Source organism: Streptomyces sp. NPDC050504, from assembly GCF_044458065.1.
GTDB lineage: Bacteria > Actinomycetota > Actinomycetes > Streptomycetales > Streptomycetaceae > Streptomyces.
In genome coordinates this window covers 494,369-514,665 of record NZ_JBITHO010000005.1, presented here as the reverse complement: position 1 = coordinate 514,665, position 20,297 = coordinate 494,369, and the positions used below count along the sequence as shown (strand labels likewise).

Here is a 20,297-nt window from a genome sequence, read left to right as displayed (position 1 = left end):
ACGTTTCGCCCGCGGCGGGCCGGTCCCCGGCCCGCCCCGGCCCGCAGGGGACCACTCACTCACGGGGGCCCGCCACCCCCACCCCCACCCACACCCGAAACGGAGTACCCCCTTGAGACCCCCGTCCGTCGCCCGTGCGGCGCTCGCGCTCGCCGCGCTGCTCTGCGCGGTGCTCGCCGTCCGTCCGGAGGCCGCCCAGGCCGCCTCGTACACGAAGATCAGCGGCGCGGGCTCCACCTGGAGCTCCAACGCGCTCGACCAGTGGCGCCGCAACGTCTCCGCCAACAGCGGCATGACCGTCAACTACGCGGCCGTCGGCTCGTCCGTGGGGCGTGAGCAGTTCAAGAACGGGACGGCCGACTTCGCCGTGTCCGAGATCCCGTACGGCCTCACCGAGGCGGGCGCCACCGACGCCCCGCCGCGCCGCGGCTACGCGTACATGCCGATCGTCGCGGGCGGCACCGCCTTCATGTACAACCTCAAGATCGGCGGCAAGAAGGTCACCAACCTCCGCCTCTCCGGCGAGGTGGTCACCAAGATCTTCACCGGGAAGATCCAGATGTGGAACTCCCCGGAGATCCGCGCCGACAACCCGGGCCTCAACCTCCCGGCCCGCCGGGTGATCCCCGTCGTGCGCTCCGACGGCTCGGGCACGACCGCGCAGCTCACCACCTGGATGGCCAAGGAGCACGGCACGCTCTGGAACGACTACTGCGGCCGCGCGGGACGCGCCACGCCCTGCGGCATGACCTCGTACTTCCCCGTCGTCCCCGGCTCCTCGCACATCGCCAAGTCCGGTTCGCTCGGCGTCTCCGGCTACACCAAGCAGGGCCACGCCGAGGGCGCGATCACCTACGTCGAGTACTCGTACGCCATCAAGACGGGCTTCCCCGTGGCGAAGGTGCTCAACGCCGCCGACTACTACGTCGAGCCGACCGCCTCCAGCGTCGCCGTCGCGCTCATGTCGGCCCGCATCAACGAGGACAAGAACTCGCCCGACTACCTGACGCAGATCCTCGACGGCGTCTACCGGTCCTCCGACCGCCGCACCTACCCGCTCTCCAGCTACAGCTACATGATCGTCCCGACCAAGGACGAGCGCCCGTTCACCACCGCCAAGGGCAAGACGCTCGGCGCCTTCGCCAACTACTTCCTCTGCGACGGACAGCAGCAGGCCGAGGAGCTGGGCTACTCGCCGCTGCCCAAGAACCTCGTCGAGGCGGGCTTCGCCCAGGTCCGCAAGATCCCCGGCGCCCCGACCGACGCCATCAACATCAAGAGCTGCCGCAACCCCACCTTCTCCGCCGACGGCTCCAACACCCTCGCCAAGAACGCCCCTTACCCCAAGACCTGCGACAAGCGCGGCACCACGCAGTGCTCGAACGGCACCGCGGGCGCCAAGGAGGAGACCCGGGTCAAGCCCGGCGCCAACGGCGGCGGCACGGGCAACGGCGGTTCCGGCAACGGGAGTCCGGGCGGCGGCGCGGGCGCGTCCGGGGGCGGTGCCGGTTCCGGCGGCGCCCCGGGCGGCGCGGCCGCCGGCGGCACGGGCGCGGGCACTGCCGGCGCCTCGGGCGGCGGAGGCGCCGCCGCGGGCGGTGCGACCGGCGGCGGCATCGACCCCGACACCGGCGAACCGCTCAGCGGCGAGGGCGGCGGCGACCCGTCCGTCGTCGGCAACCCGGTCAACCTCGCGGCCGACGACGGCGTGGGACTGCGCGGCGTCCTCATGGCGCTCTCCGCGTTCCTGCTGGTCGGCGTCGTGATCGGCCCGCCGCTCACCGCGCGGGCACTGGCCGCGCGCACCCGACGCAAGGAAGGACCCACCCGATGACCACCGGCATACGGACCGCCAGGGCGCGGCTGCGGCTGGGTCTCGGGGCCTTCGCCTCGGCCCTGGTGGTCGCGCTGCTCCCGCTGCCCACCACCCCCGCCCAGGCCGCCCCCGCCGAGGCCGCCGGACCCGCCGGGTCGGCCGTCACCGTGACCGGGCGCAAGGGGCCGTACGACGACTTCTCCACGCTCAAGGTGACCGTCCACCAGACCCGGCAACTGCGCGCCCAGGGCGTGCGGATCAGCTGGACCGGCGGCGCGCCCTCCGAAGGGTTCGACCGCAACTACCTCCAGATCATGCAGTGCTGGGGCGACGACCCGGCGGGACCGAAGCGCGAGCAGTGCCAGTTCGGCGGCAGCGGCGTCGCCCAGGGCGGCAACTGGACCGGGCTGCGCCAGCTCGGCGGCGCCGACCCGGCCGAGAAGGAGTACAAGGACAACGGCGAGGGCGAGTCGTACGTCCCCTTCAGACCCGCCGACGGCTCCAAGCCGACCACGGGCTCCCGCGACTGGACGTACTTCTCCTCGCTGGACACCAACGAGGAGCCGTACGCCGTCACCCACGCCGACGGCACCGGCGAGTTCACGATCCCGCTCCAGACCGACCGCGAGTCCAACCACCTCGGCTGCGGCGCCCGGCCGGGCAAGCCCTGCTGGCTGGTGGTCGTGCCGCGCGGCACGCACGACCCGGACGGCTCCACAGGACCCGGGCACACCCTCCAGACCTCGCCGCTGTCCACCTCCAACTGGGCCCAGCGCCTCGTCGTGCGCCTCGACTTCCTGCCCGTCGACGGCGCCTGCGCCGCCGACCGCAAGGAGCGCCGCATCATCGGCTCCGAGCTGGTCACCGACGCCGTCTCGTCCTGGCAGCCCGCCCTCTGCTCGGCGCCGGGCGGCGCCAAGTACGCGTTCAGCCAGAGCGGCGAGGAGACCGCGCGCCAGCAGATCGCCACGCCCTCGCCCACCGCGCCCGGCCTCGGCTTCACCGTCGACCCGGTCGAGGCACCGGACGGCGGGGCGCCGCTGGTGCACGCGCCCGTCGCGGTCAGCGGCCTCGTCGTCGGCTTCTTCGTGGAGCTGCCCGACGCGGGCCAGCTGCGCTCGATGCGGCTCACGCCCCGGCTCATGGCCAAGCTGCTCACCTCCTCGTACCAGAAGGACGTCAGCCGCAGCCGCCGCGACGTCCCGCCGCACGTCGCCGACAATCCGGCCAGCCTCTTCCACGACCCGGAATTCAAGGAGCTGAATCCGGCATTCAAGGACTGGCTGCCGACGCAGCAGCCGCCGATGGGCCTCATGGTGCAGCTGGAGAATTCCGACACCACGAAGGTGGTGTGGAACTGGCTGCGGTCCGACGCCGAGGCGAAGGCGTTCCTGGCCGGATCCGCCGACCCCTGGGGAATGAAGGTGAATCCGTACTTCAAGGAATTGAAGCTGGACACGGACACCGCGCTCTCCGACTTCCCCAAGGCCGACCCGACCCGCACCACGCTCACGCTCGGCGAGGAGAAGGTCGAGTACGGCACCACCGAGATCGCCCCCTACGTCCAGGACATGCACGAGGGCGCGCTGCGCACCAGGCGCGGCAACAACGGCGCCACCATCACCATCGCGGCGGCGGGCAACGGCACCCCGGCCAAGCTGGTCAACACCCCGCCGCTGTCCGGGCAGCGCATGGTGCTGGCCGTCGTGGACGCCGCGTCGGCCGCCCGCTACGGCCTCCAGACGGCGGCGCTGCGGTCCGCCGACGGCAGCTTCGTCACCGCCACCACCGCGTCCCTGCTCAAGGGCGTCGCCGCGATGCGCCCCGTGCGCGGGGTCCTCGCCCCGGCGCCCGGCGCGGCGAAGGGCGGCGCCTACCCGCTCACCACGGTCGCCTACGCCGCCGCCTCCACCGGCCTGCCCGCGGCGGAGCGCGCCGACTACGCGCGGCTCATGCGGTACGCGGCGGGCCCGGGACAGACCCCGGGCACGGCCCAGGGCCAACTGCCGCCCGGCTACGCCCCGCTGCCCGCAGCGCTGCGCACCCAGGCGCTCGCGGCGGCCGACCGGCTCAAGCGCGGCAACCCCGCGGGGCCGGGCGACGGCGCGGACAGCGCGGGCACGGCCTCCGGCGGGGGCTCGGGCCAGGGCGGCGCGTCCGGCCAGGGCGGCGGTACGGGCACCGGCGGCGCGGGCGGTGCCGACGGCGGTACGGGCAGCGGCGGCGCGGCGAGCGCGGGCCCCGCGGCCGCCGACGCCGGAGCGGGCGCGGGCACGGCCGGCGGCGGCAAGGGCGGGAGCGGCGAGACCAAGCAGAACGTCGCCGCGTCCGGCGGGCTGACGCCCTCCACCGTGCTCGGCGTCGTCCGCTGGGTGCTGCTCGGCGTGCTGGTCACGGGCGGGGCCGCGGCCCTCTCCGGACCCGTACTCCTGCGCCTCTCGGCTCGGCGAGGGAATTCGGCCGCAGTGGCCGAGAACCCCTAGGGGTAACCCGGTACACGCTTACGTAACCTTTTCAACCGCCGAAGTTGGTGGCTCTTGAAAGCGGTTTACGGAAAAGTAATTGGTGTCCGGCCGACGGGTCGGCGGAGAAACAAATCCGGATTAGCGCTTAACGGTTCGTGCAGTTCGTCTTGAGTGTCCATTCCTCGATTCCGTAGACCACGGAGGAGAACAGAAGTGAACGTCAAGTCCCGCGCTCGTATCGCAGCTGTCATCGGCGCCACCGCCCTCGGCTTCGGCGCCATGGCCGCCCCGGCTTCCGCCGACCCGGCGCCCAACACCTACCGGACCCTCGCCGGCGTCGGCTCCGACACCACCCAGGACGTGGTGAACGGACTGGGCACCGCGATCGACAGCGGCTCCCTGATCGCTTCGTACAACGCGACCGGCAGCGCCACGATCAAGACCCGCGCCGCCAACTGTGTGATCCCCCGCCCGAACGGTTCGTCCGCCGGCATCAACGCGCTGCGCAACGCCGTCGACAACAACACCGGCTGCCTGGACTTCGCCCGCTCCTCCCGGGGTGTCGCCGACTCCTCCACCACCGACCTGACCTGGATCCCCTTCGGCAAGGACGCCGTGTCCTTCGCCGTCCGCGGTGACAGCGCGCTGCCCAAGGCGCTCACCAAGGCCCAGCTGGTCTCCATCTACACCTGCCAGACCACCTCGCTGAACGGCGTGGCGCTCACCCCGCTGCTCCCGCAGGCCGGTTCGGGCACCCGCTCCTTCTTCCTCGGCAAGCTCGGCCTCACCGAGAGCACCTTCGGCTCCTGCGTCAACGACACGGTCCAGGAGCACAACGGCGAGGCCCTCGACAGCGCCGGCGACATCGCCCCCTACTCCATCGCCCAGTACATCGCGCAGAGCAACGAGCCCGACGGGGTCGTCGACCGCCGCGGTGCCGCCGTGCTCGGCTCGATCGACGGCGTCGCCCCGCGCAACGCCAACGGCACGCTGAACGTCGGCTTCCCCTTCAACCGTGACGTCTACAACGTCGTCCCGACCGCGAAGCTCACCAACGCGACCATCGCGTCGACCTTCGTCGGCTCCAACTCCAAGGTCTGCAACCAGACGTCGGTGATCTCCACCTACGGCTTCGGCGGCCTCGGCACCGCGTGCGGCTCCACGACCCTCAAGGGCGAGAGCTGACCCGTAGCACCACCACCGCACAACGGCCGGGCACCCCACGGGTGCCCGGCCCAGCGGCGATTCCCGAACAGCACCCGTCAATCCGGACTTCCCACTGGGGGAACACCACGATGCACGCGCCCACACCGCTCAGAGCGCCACGGCTCCTGACCTGCCTCCTGCTGCTGCTCGCCGCGGCCGTCGCACCCCTCGCCCAGGCGCCCGCCGCGCGCGCGGACGACACCCTGGGCAAGCTGACCCCGGCCCCGCTCACCGGCAGGATCGGCGACAACCCGACCTTCCCCAAGGTGGCCACGGACGGCGCGTGCCCCACCGCCAACTCCCACCAGGTGGTCCTCGCGCTGCGCACCCCGAACGGCGTCTCCACGCTCGGCAAGACCGCGGTGGGCGGCCCCTTCAACCAGGGCCCGATCAGCGTGGACGTGCCCACCGGCACCTCGCTTGAACAGCGGCTGCGCAGCATCGTGCCCGCCGGGTCGCTGGACGGCACCTACGAGATCCGGCTGATCTGCCGCGACGAGATGAACACCGGCAGCACCTACTTCCCGGCCCAGGTCAAGGTCGTCGGCGACACCTGGTCCGTGCAGGCCGCGCAGGCGACCACCACCGCGCTCGCCGCGTCGCCCACGGGCACCGCGAAGGCCGGCGCCGAGGTGACGCTGACGGCCTCGGTCGCCCCGGCCGCCGCCGCGGGCAGGGTGAGCTTCCTGGACGGCACGACGGAGGTCGGCGCCGCGGACGTGGCGGGCGGCAGGGCCGAGGTGAAGACCAAGGCGCTCGCCAAGGGCGCGCACTCGCTCACCGCGAAGTTCACCCCCGCCGACTCGGGCGCGTACGCCGGATCGGTGTCCGCCGCCGTCGACTACACGGTCACCGACGCGGACCCGGGCCCCGGACCGGGCCCCGGTGACCCCGACGACCTGGACGTCACCGACAAGGACGGCAAGGCGCTCGGCGACAACCCGAAGCTGACGCCCGGCCAGGCCGTCCTGGTCACCGCGCGCGGCTTCGCCAAGGACGGCAAGGTCAAGGCCGCGCTGGACGGCGGGACCTCCGGAGCGGCGCTCCCCGACGCCAAGGCGGACGCGAAGGGCGCGGTGGAGAAGTACGCGTTCACCGTCCCCAAGAAGATCGCGGACGGCCCCCACGCGCTGACCCTCACCGAGGACAAGGCGGACGGCCACAAGGTCGAGTTCGCGTTCACCACGGGCGACGACGCGCCGGGGCCCGGCGAGCCCTCCGGCGACCCGTCCCCCGACCCCTCGAAGACCGGGAAGCCGGGCGACACCGCGGGCACGGACACCGGCGGCAGCGGCGACACGGCGGGCTCGGGCTCGGCGGGCGCGGCCGGCGGCGGTGACGGCGGCGGCAGCGGCAGCGGTGGCGGCGACGGCGGGGCCAAGGGCCCGCTCGCGGCGACCGGTTCGAGCGCGCTCGGCCTCGGGCTCGCGGCGCTCGCGCTGACCGGCGCGGGCGCGGCGTGCGTGGCGGCGGCGCGACGCAGGGGCCTGCTGGCGTTCGGGACGCCGAGGCACTGAGGCCGGTGCGCGGGGCGGCGCGGGAGGCCGCCCCGCGCTTCGGCGTACGCCCTCGTCGCGGCGCTGCCGCATCGCCGCGCTACCGCGAGCCGCGCCACCTCATCGCGGCGCCACCGCATCGCCGCGCTGCCGCGCACCTCCGCCCGCTCCCGTACCTCCCCTCCAGGACCCGATCCCCGAAGGGCCGCCCCTGTGACCACCACCGTCCTGCCCGCGCTCGAACCGCAGGCCCCGCCCCCGGCCGAGGAGGCCGCCCCGCCCTCCGGCAGGCGGCCCGGCGCGCCCGGCACGCCCGCGCCGCCCCCGCCCGCCCGGCCCGGCCTCGCGCTCACCGGGTTCGCGCTCTGCGTGCTCGCCGCGCTGCTCATCGGGTTCGCCGCCAACCTCACCGTCGTCGGCCACCTCCAGCACTCCCGCGACCAGCAGACCGCCTACGCCGACCTGCGCGAGCAACTCGCCCTCGGCACCGCGCCCGTGGGCCAGCGCACCTACGACGACAAGCCCCTCGCCATGGGCGCGCCCGTCGCGCTCCTGCGCGTCCCCTCGCTCAAGCTGCGCGAGGTGGTCGCCGAGGGCACCACGTCCGGCGTCCTGATGTCGGGCCCCGGCCACCGCCGCGACACCCCGCTGCCGGGACAGGCGGGCACCAGCGTGATCATGGGGCGGCAGTGGGGGTACGGCAGCCCGTTCCTGTCCATCGGCAAACTGCCGCGCGGCGCCGAGATCGAGCTGACGACGGGGCAGGGCAAGGCGGTGTACGAGGTCGTGGGCGTCCGCCGCCCCGGCGACAGGCTGCCCGCCGCGCTCGGCCAGGGCCAGGGGCGGCTCACCCTCATGACCGCGACCGGCGGCCCGTACACCCCCTCGGGCGTCCTGAGGGTCGACGCCCGGCTCAAGACGCCCGTCCAGCCCAACCCGCCGCGCTACGTCCGCAGCGGCTGGATCGCCCCGTCCGAGGAGGCGCTGAGCGGCGAGCGCGGCGCCTGGCTCGCGGTCTTCCTCTGGTCGCAGGGGCTGCTGCTGGCCGCGCTGCTCGTCGTCTGGGCGCACCGGGCGTGGGGCCGCTGGCAGGCGTGGATCACCGGCGTGCCGGTCCTCGCGGCGCTCGGCATCGCGACGGCCGGGGCGGCGACCCGCCTCCTCCCCAACCTCCTCTGAAGCCTCCCCCGGGCCCCTGGATCCCCCGGGCCTTCCCCGGGCCCCCTGATCCCTCTCTGAACCCTCCTCTGAACCAACGGAGTTGACGCACATGGCAACCACCACCGCCCCCGCGGCGAGCGCGGCCGCGGTCACCGGGGCCCCGGCCACCCTGGAGGCCGAGGCGGTCTCCGCGTGGTTCGGCGACCACAAGGTCCTGGACCGGGTCTCGCTCACCATGCCCGCGCGCGAGGTCACCGCGCTCATCGGCCCGTCGGGCTGCGGCAAGTCGACCTTCCTGCGCATCCTCAACCGGATGCACGAGCTGATCGGCTCCGCCTCGCTCGCGGGCCGCGTCCTGCTCGACGGCGAGGACATCTACGACCGGGGCCGCCGCATCACCCGCGCCCGCCGCGAGATCGGCATGGTCTTCCAGAAGCCCAACCCCTTCCCCGCGATGTCGCTGTACGACAACGTGCTGGCGGGCCTGAAGCTCAACGGCATCAAGGCGCAGCGCGACGGCAAGGACGACCTCGTCGAGGAGTGCCTGACCAAGGCGGGCCTCTGGAAGGAGGTCAAGGACCGGCTGCGCCAGCCGGGCGGCGCGCTCTCCGGCGGTCAGCAGCAACGCCTGTGCATCGCGCGGTCGTTGGCGGTACGGCCCCGGGTGCTGCTGATGGACGAGCCGTGCTCGGCCCTCGACCCGACGTCCACGCGGCGCATCGAGGAGACCATCGCGGAGCTGCGCACCGAGGTGACGATCGTGATCGTCACGCACAACATGCAGCAGGCGGCCCGGGTCTCCGACCACTGCGCGTTCTTCCTCGCGGAGCAGGGGACGCCGGGGGTGATCGTGGAACACGGCCCGACGGAGGCGATGTTCGGGGCGCCGAGGGACCCCAGGACGTCGGACTACGTGAACGGCCGCTTCGGATGAGGGTACGGGGGTGGGTGCCGCTCCTGGTGCTGGCCGCGCTCGCGGGGTGCGCGCCCGCCCCCACGACCCCCGCCACCGCGGCGGGCAGCGGCCCCGCGGCCACCCCCACCGCCGTGGGCGGTCGTTCCGCCGGGGCGGAGGGGGAGGGGGTCCCCCCTGGCCGGGCGGAGCCGAGAGCCCTGGGGAGGGCGGGCACAGCGGAACGCGCACCCGCGGAGGGCGTTCCCCCGGCACGTACGCCCGCCGCGAGCGCCCGGGGACCGGTGCCGCCCCCGGAACGTACGGAGGCCGGGCGCGGACCGCGCCCGGCAAGCACGCCCGCAGCGGCGGCGCGGGCACCCGCGCCCGCCAGGGTGCGCACCGGCCCGGAGCGCGCGCCGCGACCCGCCGACACCCCCGCGCCCAGCCCCCCGGCGGGCGCGGCGGGGACCACCATCCGCATCGGGTCCTGGTCCGCCCCCGTCGTGCGCGGGGGCCAGGACGCCGTGGACGCCTGCCGCGCCGCGGTCCAGTGGACCGGCCCGCCGCTGGGCACCGAGAACGGCTACGAGTTGCGCACCGCGGTCCTCGTCGGCCACGACTACTGCGGCTTCGGGCAGTTCGCGAGCCTCCCCGTGGGCACGCTCGTCACGATCCGCACGCCCCGCGCCACCCACACCTACCGGGTGTACGCCACCTACCTCACGCCCGGCAGGGGCGCCCCCGCCCACGGCCTCTACTGGGGCGACCTGACGCTCCAGTCCTGCGTGGGCCCCGACACGGGCTTCAGCTACCTCACGCGCCTGTGAGGGCCCCGCGCCGCGCCCCGGTACGGACGGGAAGCGGGAGCGCGCGCGGGGCACCGGGTGCAGCGGGTTCGCCGGACCCAGCGTCGTACGCGAGGTGCCCGGCGGTACGACCGCCGGGCACCCAACGGCCCAACCCGAGATGAACCACTCGTACGGGTTAAATTCCGGCGGCCGCCGCGAGGTCCCGCTTCAGCGCGGCCAGCAGCCCGTCCGCCGTGACCCGTGCGGCGGGGAGCGCCGCCGCGTCGGCGACCGGCACCACGACCTCCAGGTAGCACTTGATCTTCGGCTCGGTGCCGCTGGGCCGGACGATCACGCGCGCGCCTTCGAGGTGGTAGCGCAGCCCGTCCGTGGGCGGCAGCGACGCGGTGCCCTTGGCGAGGTCCTCGGCGGAGACGACCGCGAGCCCGGCCAGCTCGGTCGGCGGCTGCTCGCGCAGCCGGCGCATGGCGTCCGCGATGACGCTCAGGTCCTCCACGCGGGCGGAGAGCTGGTCGGTGGCGTGCAGCCCGTGCGCGACGGCGAGGTCGTCGAGCAGGTCGGTGAGGGCCCGGCCCTCCTCCTTCAGCTCCGACGCCAGCTCGGCGACGAGCAGGGCGGCGGTGATGCCGTCCTTGTCGCGCACGCCGCCGGGGTCGACGCAGTAGCCCAGCGCCTCCTCGTAGCCGTACCGCAGGCCCTCGACGCGGGCGATCCACTTGAAGCCGGTCAGCGTCTCCGCGTGGCCGACGCCGGGGCCGGCGGCCTCCGCGATCCGGCCGAGCAGCGAGGACGACACGATCGACTCGGCGAAGACGCCCTGGGCGCCCTTGCGCACGAGGTGCGCGGCGAGCAGCGCGCCGACCTCGTCGCCGCGCAGCATGCGCCAGTCGCCGTCGTGCGGGACGGCGACGGCGCAGCGGTCCGCGTCGGGGTCGTTGGCGATGACGATGTCGGGGCGCGCCGCGCGGGCCGTGGCGAAGGCCAGGTCCATGGCGCCCGGCTCCTCGGGGTTGGGGAACGCCACGGTCGGGAAGGCGGGGTCGGGCTCGGCCTGCTCGGCGACGAGCACGGGCGCGGGGAAGCCCGCCCGCGCGAAGGCAGCGAGGAGGACGTCCTTGCCGACGCCGTGCATGGCCGTGTAGACGACCCGGGCGGTGCGCGGGGACCCGGCGGCCAGGACGGCGTCCGTACGGGCCAGGTAGGCCTCCAGGACCTCGTCGCCGAGCACGTCCCAGCCGCTCTCGGGGCGGGGCACGTCGGCGAGCGCGGCGACCGCGTCGATCTCGGCGGCGATCTCGCCGTCGGCCGGGGGCACGATCTGCGAGCCGTCGCCCAGGTAGACCTTGTAGCCGTTGTCGCGCGGCGGGTTGTGGCTCGCGGTGACCTCGACGCCCGCGACGGCGCCCAGCTCCCTTATGGCGAAGGCCAGGACGGGCGTGGGCAGCGGGCGCGGCAGCACGGCGGCGCGCAGGCCCGCGCCGACCATCACGGCGGCGGTGTCGCGGGCGAAGTCCGCGGACTTGTAGCGGGCGTCGTAGCCGATGACGACGAGGCCGCCCTCCTGGCCCTTGCCCTTGAGGTACGCGGCGAGGCCGGCGGCGGCGCGGATGACGACGGAGCGGTTCATCCGCATGGGGCCCGCGCCGAGCTCGCCCCGCAGTCCCGCGGTGCCGAACTGGAGCGTGCCCGCGAAGCGCTCGGCGAGGGCGGGGGCGTCCCCGGCCTCGATGAGCTTCGCGAGCTCGTCGCGGGTCTCGGGGTCGGGGTCCTCGGCGAGCCAGGCGTGGGCGCGGGCGAGGAGTGCGGCGTCGTCGTGCACGGGGGTCACCTCTCGGAGGGGGAAGGGGAGTGGCGGTGCGGGTCGCGGGGGCGGCGTGGGCGGGTGGGTGGGCCGCTGCGCGGGGCGGTTCCCCACCCCGCCCCTTCCCGAAACCCTGCCGGGGGCAAGGGTGGACATCTGCGGGCCGGGGAACTGCGCGAGAGTGGGGCACACGCCGCGCGTACCCACCCCGCGCGAGCGGGCTCGCCACCGGCGGGTTTTCGGGAAGGGGCGGGGAGGGGCCAAGCCCGCCGCAGGCGGAAAACGCTCGCCCCGGGCAGCCCGCCCCCGTGGGGGGACGGCCGCCCGGGGCGCGCGCCCGATCAGATGCGGGCCAGGACCTTCGTCAGGAGCTCGCCCATCCGCGAAGCGGAGTCGCGCCCGGCCTGGAGGACCTCCTCGTGGTTCAGCGGCTCCCCCGAGAGCCCCGCCGCCAGGTTCGTGACGAGCGAGATCCCGAGCACCTCGGCCCCCGCCTCGCGCGCCGCGATGGCTTCGAGGACGGTCGACATGCCCACCAGGTCGCCACCGATGACCCGGACCATGTTGATCTCCGCCGGGGTCTCGTAGTGCGGCCCGGGGAACTGCACGTACACGCCCTCTTCCAGCGACGCGTCGATCTCCTGGCACATCGCCCGCAGCCGCGGCGAGTACAGGTCGGTCAGGTCCACGAAGTTCGCGCCGACGATCGGCGAGGTCGCCGTCAGGTTGATGTGGTCGCTGATGAGGACGGGCTGGCCGGGGCGCATGCCCTCGCGCAGGCCGCCGCAGCCGTTGGTCAGGACGACGGTCTTGCAGCCCGCGGCGACGGCGGTGCGCACGCCGTGCGCGACCGCGGCGACGCCACGGCCCTCGTAGAAGTGGGTGCGGCCCAGGAAGACCAGCGCGCGCTTCTCACCGATCTTGTACGAGCGGATCTTGCCGCCGTGGCCGACGACCGCCGGCGGCGGGAACCCCGGCAGCTCGGTGACCGGGAACTCGGCCTCGGGGGCGCCGAGCGCATCGACGGCGGGGGCCCAGCCGGAGCCCATCACGAGGGCGACGTCGTGGGTCTGGGCGCCGGTGAGCTCGCGCAGCCGCGCGGCTGCGGCGTCGGCGGCGGCGTGGGGGTCCGAAATAACAGATGCGTTCACGCGGACGAGGGTAACCGCTCGGACCCTACGCGCGTAGATGGCGCTGCGGACGGACTCGCGATCGTTGTCTTGTCGTTTCCGACGAACGCTCTGCGAACGCCGGGCGAACGGCCGGGCCCCCGCCCGACGGGCGCCCGGCGGGGCCCGGCCGCCCCCGCCGCCCGCCGGTCCTCAGCAGGGCCGCTTGCGCAGCTCCATCACGTAGTCGTGCGGCGCGCCCGCCGACTCCGCCGCGTCCGCGATCTCGCCGAGGTAGCGCGCGGACGGCAGCCCGCCCTCGTACGCGTTCAGCACGTACACCCAGGCGGGTTCCTCACCGTCCAGGGTGTCGACCCGCACGCGCATGCGACGGTAGATGTCGAGCCCGACGCCTTCCCAGCGGTCCATGGAGTCCTCGTCCATGGGCGCGATGTCGTACAGCGCGACGAACACCTGTGATCTGGGGGCCTCCACGATCGTGGCCAGGGCGCCCTCCCAGCCCATCGACTCACCGCCGAAGGTGAGCCGCCAGCCGTTCAACCAGCCGGTGCCGCGCAGGGGAGAGTGCATGGCGCGGCGGGTCATGAGCCGCGCGTCGAGGTTGCCGGCGTACGCGGCGTAGAGCGACATGTGGTCGAGGGTACGGGAGGGCCCGGGTGTGCGGGGGGCGCCCGTATGGAGCCCCCGGGGGAGAAGCGTTTTGAAGGGTGCGGGACAATGGAGGACGTGACTCGGATCGTGATCATCGGTGGCGGACCCGGCGGATACGAGGCGGCCCTGGTGGGCGCCCAACTCGGCGCGGAGGTGACGGTCGTCGACTGCGACGGCCTGGGAGGGGCGTCGGTGCTCACCGACTGCGTGCCCTCCAAGACCCTGATCGCGACGGCCGAGGTGATGACCACCTTCGACTCGTCGTACGAGGAGCTGGGCATCCTCGTCGCGGACGACACGCCCCCCGAGGAGCAGTCGGCCCGGGTCGTCGGCGTGGACCTGGGCAAGGTCAACCGGCGGGTGAAGCGCCTCGCGCTCGCCCAGTCCCACGACATCACCGCGTCGGTCACCCGCGCGGGCGCCCGGGTGATGCGCGGCCGCGGCCGCCTCTCGGGGCTCCAGGACAAGGACGGCTCGCGCCGGGTCGTGGTCACCGCGGCCGACGGCACCGAGGAGACGCTGACCGCCGACGCGGTGCTCATCGCGACCGGCGGCCACCCCCGCGAGATCCCGGACGCGCTCCCCGACGGCGAGCGCATCCTGAACTGGACGCAGGTCTACGACCTCGACGAGCTCCCCGAGGAGCTGATCGTGGTCGGCTCAGGCGTGACCGGCGCGGAGTTCGCGGGCGCCTACCAGGCGCTCGGCTCCCGGGTCACCCTCGTCTCCTCGCGCGACCGCGTGCTGCCGGGCGAGGACCCGGACGCCGCAGCCGTCCTGGAGGACGTGTTCCGGCGCCGCGGCATGAACGTCATGGCCCGCTCGCGCGCCCAGTCGGCCAAGCGCGTCGGCGACCGCGTCGAGGTCACGCTCTCCGACGGCCGGGTCATCTCGGGCAGCCACTGCCTGATGGCGGTCGGCGCGATCCCGAACACCGCCGACATGGGCCTGGAGGAGGCCGGCGTACGGCTCAAGGACTCGGGCCACGTCTGGACCGACAAGGTCTCCCGTACGAGCGCTCCCGGCATCTACGCGGCGGGCGACGTCACCGGCGTCTTCGCCCTCGCCTCGGTCGCCGCCATGCAGGGCCGCATCGCGATGTACCACTTCCTGGGCGACGCGGTGACCCCGCTCGACCTCAAGACGGTCTCATCGAACGTCTTCACCGACCCGGAGATCGCGACCGTCGGCTACACCCAGGCCGACGTGGACGCGGGCAAGATCGACGCCCGTGTGGTGAAACTGCCCCTGCTGCGCAACCCGCGTGCCAAGATGCAGGGCATCAGGGACGGCTTCGTCAAGATCTTCTGCCGTCCCGGCACCGGGATCGTGGTCGGTGGCTGCGTCGTCGCGCCCCGCGCGAGCGAGCTGATCCATCCCATTTCGATCGCGGTCGACAACAACTTGACCGTGGAACAGATCGCAAACGCTTTCACTGTGTACCCCTCGCTGTCCGGTTCGATCGCCGAGGTGGCACGTCAGTTGCACACCCGGAAGCGCGCGGGCGAGGCGTAGGCCCTTTCCCCGCCTGGGAAAATCCCCGAAAATCCCCGGCACTCCGGGACATGCACCGAACAAGTTCGGGGCCGTCCATACCACTTGGCGGCCCCGTCCGTGCGCAACTTCTGCTATTCGGCGCATACTGCTGAAAACTATCGGCCGCTCAGGTTACTGTCAGTTTCGTGTTCGCTGCAGAACGTCGTCAGTTGATCCTCGAAATGGTGCGTGCCAACGGGGCGGTATCGCTCCGCGAGCTCGCCCGCGTCGTCCAGACCTCCGAAGTGACCGTACGGCGGGACGTGCGGGCGCTGGAGGCAGAAGGACTCCTCGACCGCCGGCACGGCGGTGCGGTACTGCCGGGCGGCTTCACCAGAGAGTCCGGCTTCCCGCAAAAGTCCCATCTAGCAACGGCGGAGAAGACGGCCATCGCCGACCTGGCCGCCGGCTTCGTCGAAGAGGGCGAGGCCGTCGTCGTCGGCGCCGGTACGACCACCCAGGAGCTGGCCCGCAGGCTCGCCAGGGTCCCCGGGCTGACCGTCGTGACCAACTCGCTGCTGGTCGCCCAGGCGCTCGCCCACGCCAACCGCGTCGAGGTCGTCATGACTGGCGGGACCCTGCGCGGTTCCAACTACGCGCTGGTCGGAAGCGGTGCGGAACAGTCCCTGCAAGGGCTGCGGGTCTCCCGCGCGTTCCTCTCCGGGAGCGGGCTGACCGCCGAGCGCGGCCTCTCCACGTCCAACATGCTCTCCGCGAGCGTGGACCGGGCGCTCGTGCAGGCGGCGGCCGAGGTGGTGGTCCTCGCCGACCACACCAAGCTCGGCACCGACACGATGTTCCAGACGGTGCCCACGGACGTGATCACCCGGCTGGTCACCGACGAGCCGCCGGCCCACGACGACCGGGCGGCGACCGAGCTCCAGGCCCTCGCGGACCAGGGCGTCCAGATCTCCGTGGCGGGCTCGGGGCCCGGCGCGTCCGAGGGGCCCCCGGCCGGGCGCCAGCCCCGCCGGGACATGCCGCTCCCCGGACAGCGCCGCACCCACCCCCACGGCGGCGGAGGCGGCGCCCCCGGACAGATCCGGGGAGCGGCGGTCACGCTCGGTGAGCAGGCGGGAGAGCGGGAACGGGCCAGGGTCGCGGAGATGCGGCGACGCTAGCCGCTGCGCGGGGCGGCGCGGGAGAGTGGGCACGTTGCGGGGCCGGTGGGTACGCGCGGCGTGTGCCCCACTCTCGCGCAGTTCCCCGCGCCCCTGACGGGGCGCCCCCGGCAGGGTTTCGGGATGGGGCGCCGCGCGCTAGCAGGTGCGCAGGCCCCGTAGCGTGAGGCGGAGCAGGCGGTCCGCCAACTCCGTGTCCTCCGGCGCCTGCTCCGCCGCCAGGGCGATCGCGTTCGTCAACTGCATCAGGTCGTCGACCGACACGTCCCCCCGCACCGCCCCGCTCTCCTGCGCCCGCACCAACAGCCGTTCCCCCGCCTCCCGCAGGGGCACGCTGCACCGGGCGAACGCCGAACTCGCGTCGTGCGGGGCCGACATGAGCGCCCGCGCGACCCCGCGGTACTCGCCCGCGTGGGTGATGATCGCCCGCAGCCACTCCACCAGCGCCGTACACGGCTGCTCCGCGCCCGCCAGCTCCCGCGAGCGCTCCAGGAGCGCCGTCAGCGCGTCCTGGAAGACCGCGCTCATCAGCGCCTGCCGGTTGGGGAAGTGCCGGTACAGCGTGCCGATCCCGACGCCCGCGCGGCGCGCGACGTCCTCCAGGGAGGCGTCCGTGCCGTGTTCGGCGAAGGCGGCGCGGGCCTCGGCGAGCAGCCGCTCGTAGTTGCGGCGTGCGTCGGCGCGCATCGGTCGCGTACTGGTCCCCATGCGAACCAGGATGCCACCCGGGCACGCGCGAGGGCCCGCCGGTCGGGAAGACCGGCGGGCCCTCGTGGCGGGCGCGGCGCGAATCAGTCCTTGATCTCGCAGATCGTCGCGCCCGAGGTGACCGAGGCGCCGACCTCGGCGGCCAGGCCCTTGACCGTGCCCGCGCGGTGCGCGTTCAGCGGCTGCTCCATCTTCATGGCCTCCAGGACGACGATCAGGTCGCCCTCCTTGACCTCCTGGCCCTCCTCGACCGCGACCTTGACGATCGTGCCCTGCATCGGGGACGCGAGGGTGTCGCCGGACGCGGCGGAGCCCGCCTTCTTGGTCGCGCGGCGCTTGGGCTTGGCGCCCCCGGCCGCGGCGGTGCGGGCCAGCGTCATGCCGAGCGACGACGGCAGGGAGACTTCGAGGCGCTTGCCGCCGACCTCGACGACGACCGTCTCGCGGCCCGGCTCCTCGTCCGTCTCGGCGTCGGCCGGGGCGGCGAACGCCGGGATCTCGTTGACGAACTCGGTCTCGATCCACCGGGTGTGGACCCGGAACGGGTCCGCGGTGAACGCCGGGTCGACGACGACCGCGCGGTGGAAGGGGATGGCCGTGGCCATGCCCTCGACCTGGAACTCCGCGAGCGCGCGGGCCGCGCGCTGGAGCGCCTGCTCGCGGGTCGCGCCGGTGACGATCAGCTTGGCGAGCAGCGAGTCCCACGCCGGGCCGATGACCGAGCCGGACTCGACGCCCGCGTCCAGGCGCACGCCGGGACCGGTCGGCGGGGCGAACCTGGTGACGGTGCCGGGCGCGGGCAGGAAGTTCCGGCCCGGGTCCTCGCCGTTGATGCGGAACTCGAAGGAGTGCCCGCGCACGGCCGGGTCGTCGTACCCCAGCTCCTCGCCGTCGGCGATGCGGAACATCTCGCGGACGAGGTCGATGCCGGTGACCTCTTCGGTGACCGGGTGCTCCACCTGGAGGCGGGTGTTGACCTCCAGGAAGGAGATCGTGCCGTCCACGCCGACCAGGAACTCGACCGTGCCGGCGCCGACGTAGCCGGCCTCCTTGAGGATGGCCTTGGACGCCGCGTACAGCTCGGCGTTCTGCGCCTCGCTCAGGAACGGCGCGGGGGCCTCCTCGACCAGCTTCTGGTGGCGGCGCTGGAGCGAGCAGTCACGGGTGGAGACGACGACCACGTTGCCGTGGGAGTCGGCCAGGCACTGGGTCTCCACGTGCCGGGGCTTGTCCAGGTAGCGCTCGACGAAGCACTCGCCGCGGCCGAACGCGGCGACGGCCTCGCGGACCGCCGAGTCGTACAGCTCGGGGACCTCTTCCAGGGTCCTGGCGACCTTCAGGCCGCGGCCGCCGCCGCCGAACGCCGCCTTGATGGCGATCGGCAGGCCGTGCTCCTCGGCGAACGCCACGACCTCGTCGGCCCCGGAGACCGGGTCGGGGGTGCCCGCGACGAGCGGGGCCCCGGCGCGCTGGGCGATGTGACGGGCCGCCACCTTGTCGCCGAGGTCGCGGATCGCCTGCGGCGGCGGGCCGATCCAGGTCAGCCCGGCGTCGATGACGGCCTGGGCGAACTCGGCGTTCTCGGAGAGGAATCCGTAGCCCGGGTGGATGGCGTCGGCGCCGGAGTCGGCGGCGGCCTGGAGCACCTTGGCGATGTCCAGATAGCTGGCGGCCGGGGTGTCACCGCCCAGGGCGAATGCCTCGTCAGCGGCCCGGACGTGCAGAGCGTCCCGGTCCGGATCGGCGTAGACGGCTACGCTCGCGATCCCGGCGTCCCGGCAGGCACGGGCAACGCGGACAGCGATTTCGCCACGGTTGGCGATGAGCACCTTGCGCACGATGGCTCCCTCCTTGAAACAAGCTGAGTTTAGGGACTGCCGACACGACCAAACGACCCGTCCCAAATGGTGAGCTTGCCCACACAGAGCGTGAATCGAGGCTGCTCCAGTCGCTGAATCCCTTGTCGCACCACGGTACGCGGGGTGCCTGTCCGGCACAGTAGCGCTCCGGTGTGGTCAAGGTCTCTGTCAGCCCGTGCACCGACGTCGCGCGATTCTTTGTGGATTCCCTACGAATGGCCGAACGATTCTTTGCCGGTCGCCAGAGCCCTTGTCCGCAGGTTTACCCGCCGGTAGCGTGCGCCGCGCACGTACTACTACGGGTAACCCGGCGAGTCGGAAGTGGGTGGGCGCCGTGGCGCGCAGGCCGTTGGCGATCGTGGCCGCGATCGTGCTCTTCGTGGAAGCCATTGGAATCGTGCTGGTCAACGGCCTGATGGCGACGGTGGTCGACAACCAGTCGATGTCGCTCGCGGGCCTCGACCCGGACGCGATGTCGACCGGCGCGTGGGTGCTGGGCGGGGTCACCGGCTGCTACCTGGCGGTGTGCGGGCTGTTCCTGCTGCTCGCGGGGGCGCGGGACCGTGCGCCGGGCCGGGCGGGCCGGGCGGTGCTGATCAGCGCGGCGGTCGTGCACGCGCTGCTGGGCGCGGTCGCGGTGGGCCTGGTGGGCTGGGCGGCGTTCGCGTTCCTGATGGTGGTGCTGGCGCTGATCGTGCTGACGCTGCTGATGTACGGGAGGGAAGAGGGCGGCGTCGAGGGCGGCGCGCCGGGCGGCGGGGACGCCCCGAAGGAGACCCCCGCCGCGGCGTGAGCGGCCGGCCGGGTCAGTCGGTCGGGGCCGTCCACAAGTCGGTGATGGAGACGCCCAGTTCCGCGAGGAGGCGGCGCAGCAGGGGCAGCGACAGGCCGATGACGTTGCCGTGGTCGCCCTCGATGCGGTCGACGAAGGGCGCGGAGCGGCCGTCGAGCGTGAACGCCCCGGCGACGTGGAGCGGTTCGCCGCTGGCGACGTACGCGGCGATCTCCGCGTCCGTCGGCTCGCCGAAGTGGACCGTGGTGGACGCGGTGGCGGACGCGCGCTCGCCGGTGGCGGTGTCGATGACGCAGTGGCCGGTCTGAAGGACGCCCGCGCGGCCCCGCATGGACTTCCAGCGGGCGGTGGCCTCTTCGGCGTCGGCGGGCTTGCCGAGCGCCTGACCGTCCAGTTCGAGCACGGAGTCGCAGCCGATGAGGAGCGCGCCGGCCGCCTCGGGGCGGGCGGCGACGGCGGAGGCCTTGGCCTCGGCGAGCACGAGCGCCAGCTCGGCCGGGGTGGGGGCGCTCAGCGCGTCCTCGTCGACCCCGCTGACGATCACCTCGGGCGCGAGTCCGGCCTGGCGGAGCAGTCCGAGGCGGGCGGGGGACGCGGAGGCGAGGACGAGGCGGCGGCGCTGAGCAGTCATGCGGGCCATGGTACGAGGGCGCGGGGAGCGCCCGTACGGGATCCGCGTCCGCCCGTGCGGGACCTCAGCGCGTGCCGACCACGAGCATCGCCAGCACCATCAGCAGGGCGAGCAGCAGTCCCGCGCGGCGCATCATGGCCTGCGCGTCGCGGAGTTCCTTCGGCGGCTCGTTCTTCGGGTCGGACCAGAGCATGCTCCCGATCCTGCTGCCGGGAGCGG

Annotated in this window: 17 protein-coding genes; 10 read left to right on the top strand and 7 right to left on the bottom strand. The window is 73.7% G+C overall.

Translation table 11 applies throughout. The annotated features are described in order from the left end of the window. The first annotated feature begins 112 nt into the window (after nt 1-112). The 7 genes from pstS (at nt 113) to ACIBNE_RS21225 (ending at nt 9,866) form a co-directional block, all read left to right on the top strand. Nucleotides 113-1,834, top strand: a complete 1,722-nt coding sequence (gene pstS / locus ACIBNE_RS21255) for a phosphate ABC transporter substrate-binding protein PstS (RefSeq protein WP_399273739.1) — start codon at nt 113-115, stop codon at nt 1,832-1,834. Beyond that, the gene (locus ACIBNE_RS21250; RefSeq protein WP_399273738.1) at nt 1,831-4,299 is read left to right on the top strand and encodes a hypothetical protein; all 2,469 of its coding nucleotides are present in this window, start codon (nt 1,831-1,833) and stop codon (nt 4,297-4,299) included. Before pstS ends, ACIBNE_RS21250 begins: the two co-directional genes overlap by 4 nt. Before the next feature lie 195 nt (nt 4,300-4,494). Next, complete coding sequence (locus ACIBNE_RS21245) at nt 4,495-5,466, top strand: hypothetical protein (RefSeq protein ID WP_399273736.1); 972 nt, start codon at nt 4,495-4,497, stop codon at nt 5,464-5,466. Nucleotides 5,467-5,576: 110 nt separating this feature from the next. Continuing rightward, nucleotides 5,577-7,004, top strand: a complete 1,428-nt coding sequence (locus tag ACIBNE_RS21240) for an Ig-like domain-containing protein (protein ID WP_399273734.1) — start codon at nt 5,577-5,579, stop codon at nt 7,002-7,004. Between the two features lie 192 nt (nt 7,005-7,196). Further along, complete coding sequence (locus ACIBNE_RS21235) at nt 7,197-8,162, top strand: sortase (protein ID WP_399273732.1); 966 nt, start codon at nt 7,197-7,199, stop codon at nt 8,160-8,162. Nucleotides 8,163-8,253: 91 nt separating this feature from the next. After that, nucleotides 8,254-9,078 (top strand): phosphate ABC transporter ATP-binding protein, encoded by an 825-nt coding sequence (locus ACIBNE_RS21230; RefSeq protein WP_399273730.1) that lies wholly within the window; start codon nt 8,254-8,256, stop codon nt 9,076-9,078. A gap of 353 nt (nt 9,079-9,431) precedes the next feature. Next, on the top strand, nt 9,432-9,866 hold the full coding sequence (locus tag ACIBNE_RS21225) for a hypothetical protein (protein ID WP_399273728.1): 435 nt from the start codon (nt 9,432-9,434) through the stop codon (nt 9,864-9,866). A gap of 157 nt (nt 9,867-10,023) precedes the next feature. Here ACIBNE_RS21225 and ACIBNE_RS21220 read toward each other — a convergent pair whose 3' ends face one another. The 3 genes from ACIBNE_RS21220 to ACIBNE_RS21210 all read right to left on the bottom strand — a co-directional run bounded on the left by ACIBNE_RS21220 (nt 10,024) and on the right by ACIBNE_RS21210 (nt 13,409). Next, entirely contained in the window at nt 10,024-11,667 is a 1,644-nt protein-coding gene (locus ACIBNE_RS21220; protein ID WP_399273726.1) for a phospho-sugar mutase, read from the bottom strand. 323 nt (nt 11,668-11,990) lie between these two features. After that, on the bottom strand, nt 11,991-12,800 hold the full coding sequence (locus tag ACIBNE_RS21215) for a purine-nucleoside phosphorylase (protein WP_399273724.1): 810 nt from the start codon (nt 12,798-12,800) through the stop codon (nt 11,991-11,993). Between the two features lie 171 nt (nt 12,801-12,971). Then, nucleotides 12,972-13,409, bottom strand: coding sequence for a gamma-glutamylcyclotransferase (locus ACIBNE_RS21210; protein ID WP_399273722.1), 438 nt, complete (start codon nt 13,407-13,409; stop codon nt 12,972-12,974). Between the two features lie 96 nt (nt 13,410-13,505). On the opposite strand from ACIBNE_RS21210, the gene ACIBNE_RS21205 reads away from it, so the two are divergent. Continuing rightward, nucleotides 13,506-14,945: an NAD(P)H-quinone dehydrogenase gene (locus ACIBNE_RS21205; RefSeq protein WP_399273720.1), complete on the top strand. Its 1,440-nt coding sequence runs from the start codon at nt 13,506-13,508 to the stop codon at nt 14,943-14,945. 167 nt (nt 14,946-15,112) lie between these two features. After that, nucleotides 15,113-16,087 carry a DeoR/GlpR family DNA-binding transcription regulator gene (locus ACIBNE_RS21200; RefSeq protein WP_399273719.1) on the top strand — a complete coding sequence of 325 codons (975 nt, stop codon included), beginning with the start codon at nt 15,113-15,115 and terminating at the stop codon, nt 16,085-16,087. A gap of 138 nt (nt 16,088-16,225) precedes the next feature. Here ACIBNE_RS21200 and ACIBNE_RS21195 read toward each other — a convergent pair whose 3' ends face one another. Together ACIBNE_RS21195 and ACIBNE_RS21190 are read right to left on the bottom strand one after the other, a co-directional pair. Then, the gene (locus ACIBNE_RS21195; protein WP_399273717.1) at nt 16,226-16,795 is read right to left on the bottom strand and encodes a TetR/AcrR family transcriptional regulator; all 570 of its coding nucleotides are present in this window, start codon (nt 16,793-16,795) and stop codon (nt 16,226-16,228) included. An 83-nt stretch (nt 16,796-16,878) separates the two neighbouring features. Beyond that, nucleotides 16,879-18,633 (bottom strand): acetyl/propionyl/methylcrotonyl-CoA carboxylase subunit alpha, encoded by a 1,755-nt coding sequence (locus tag ACIBNE_RS21190; protein ID WP_399273715.1) that lies wholly within the window; start codon nt 18,631-18,633, stop codon nt 16,879-16,881. Between the two features lie 346 nt (nt 18,634-18,979). Here ACIBNE_RS21190 and ACIBNE_RS21185 point away from each other — a divergent pair, with 346 nt between their 5' ends. Continuing rightward, the gene (locus ACIBNE_RS21185; protein WP_399273714.1) at nt 18,980-19,447 is read left to right on the top strand and encodes a hypothetical protein; all 468 of its coding nucleotides are present in this window, start codon (nt 18,980-18,982) and stop codon (nt 19,445-19,447) included. Between the two features lie 13 nt (nt 19,448-19,460). On the opposite strand, the gene ACIBNE_RS21180 is transcribed toward ACIBNE_RS21185, so the two are convergent. Both ACIBNE_RS21180 and mmpB read right to left on the bottom strand, forming a co-directional pair. Further along, entirely contained in the window at nt 19,461-20,087 is a 627-nt protein-coding gene (locus ACIBNE_RS21180; RefSeq protein WP_399273712.1) for a Maf family protein, read from the bottom strand. Between the two features lie 55 nt (nt 20,088-20,142). After that, nucleotides 20,143-20,271, bottom strand: a complete 129-nt coding sequence (gene mmpB, locus ACIBNE_RS21175) for a morphogenic membrane protein MmpB (RefSeq protein WP_399273710.1) — start codon at nt 20,269-20,271, stop codon at nt 20,143-20,145. Nucleotides 20,272-20,297 lie beyond the last annotated feature (26 nt).

What these genes read in the sequence shown, in the direction of transcription:
- ACIBNE_RS21250 (WP_399273738.1), top strand. Translation starts at nt 1,831, where the DNA reads ATGACCACCGGCATACGGACCGCCAGGGCGCGGCTGCGGCTGGGTCTC.
- ACIBNE_RS21240 (WP_399273734.1), top strand. Translation starts at nt 5,577, where the DNA reads ATGCACGCGCCCACACCGCTCAGAGCGCCACGGCTCCTGACCTGCCTC.
- ACIBNE_RS21230 (WP_399273730.1), top strand. Translation starts at nt 8,254, where the DNA reads ATGGCAACCACCACCGCCCCCGCGGCGAGCGCGGCCGCGGTCACCGGG.
- ACIBNE_RS21210 (WP_399273722.1), bottom strand. Translation starts at nt 13,409, where the DNA reads ATGTCGCTCTACGCCGCGTACGCCGGCAACCTCGACGCGCGGCTCATG.
- ACIBNE_RS21195 (WP_399273717.1), bottom strand. Translation starts at nt 16,795, where the DNA reads ATGGGGACCAGTACGCGACCGATGCGCGCCGACGCACGCCGCAACTAC.
- ACIBNE_RS21180 (WP_399273712.1), bottom strand. Translation starts at nt 20,087, where the DNA reads ATGGCCCGCATGACTGCTCAGCGCCGCCGCCTCGTCCTCGCCTCCGCG.
- mmpB (WP_399273710.1), bottom strand. Translation starts at nt 20,271, where the DNA reads ATGCTCTGGTCCGACCCGAAGAACGAGCCGCCGAAGGAACTCCGCGAC.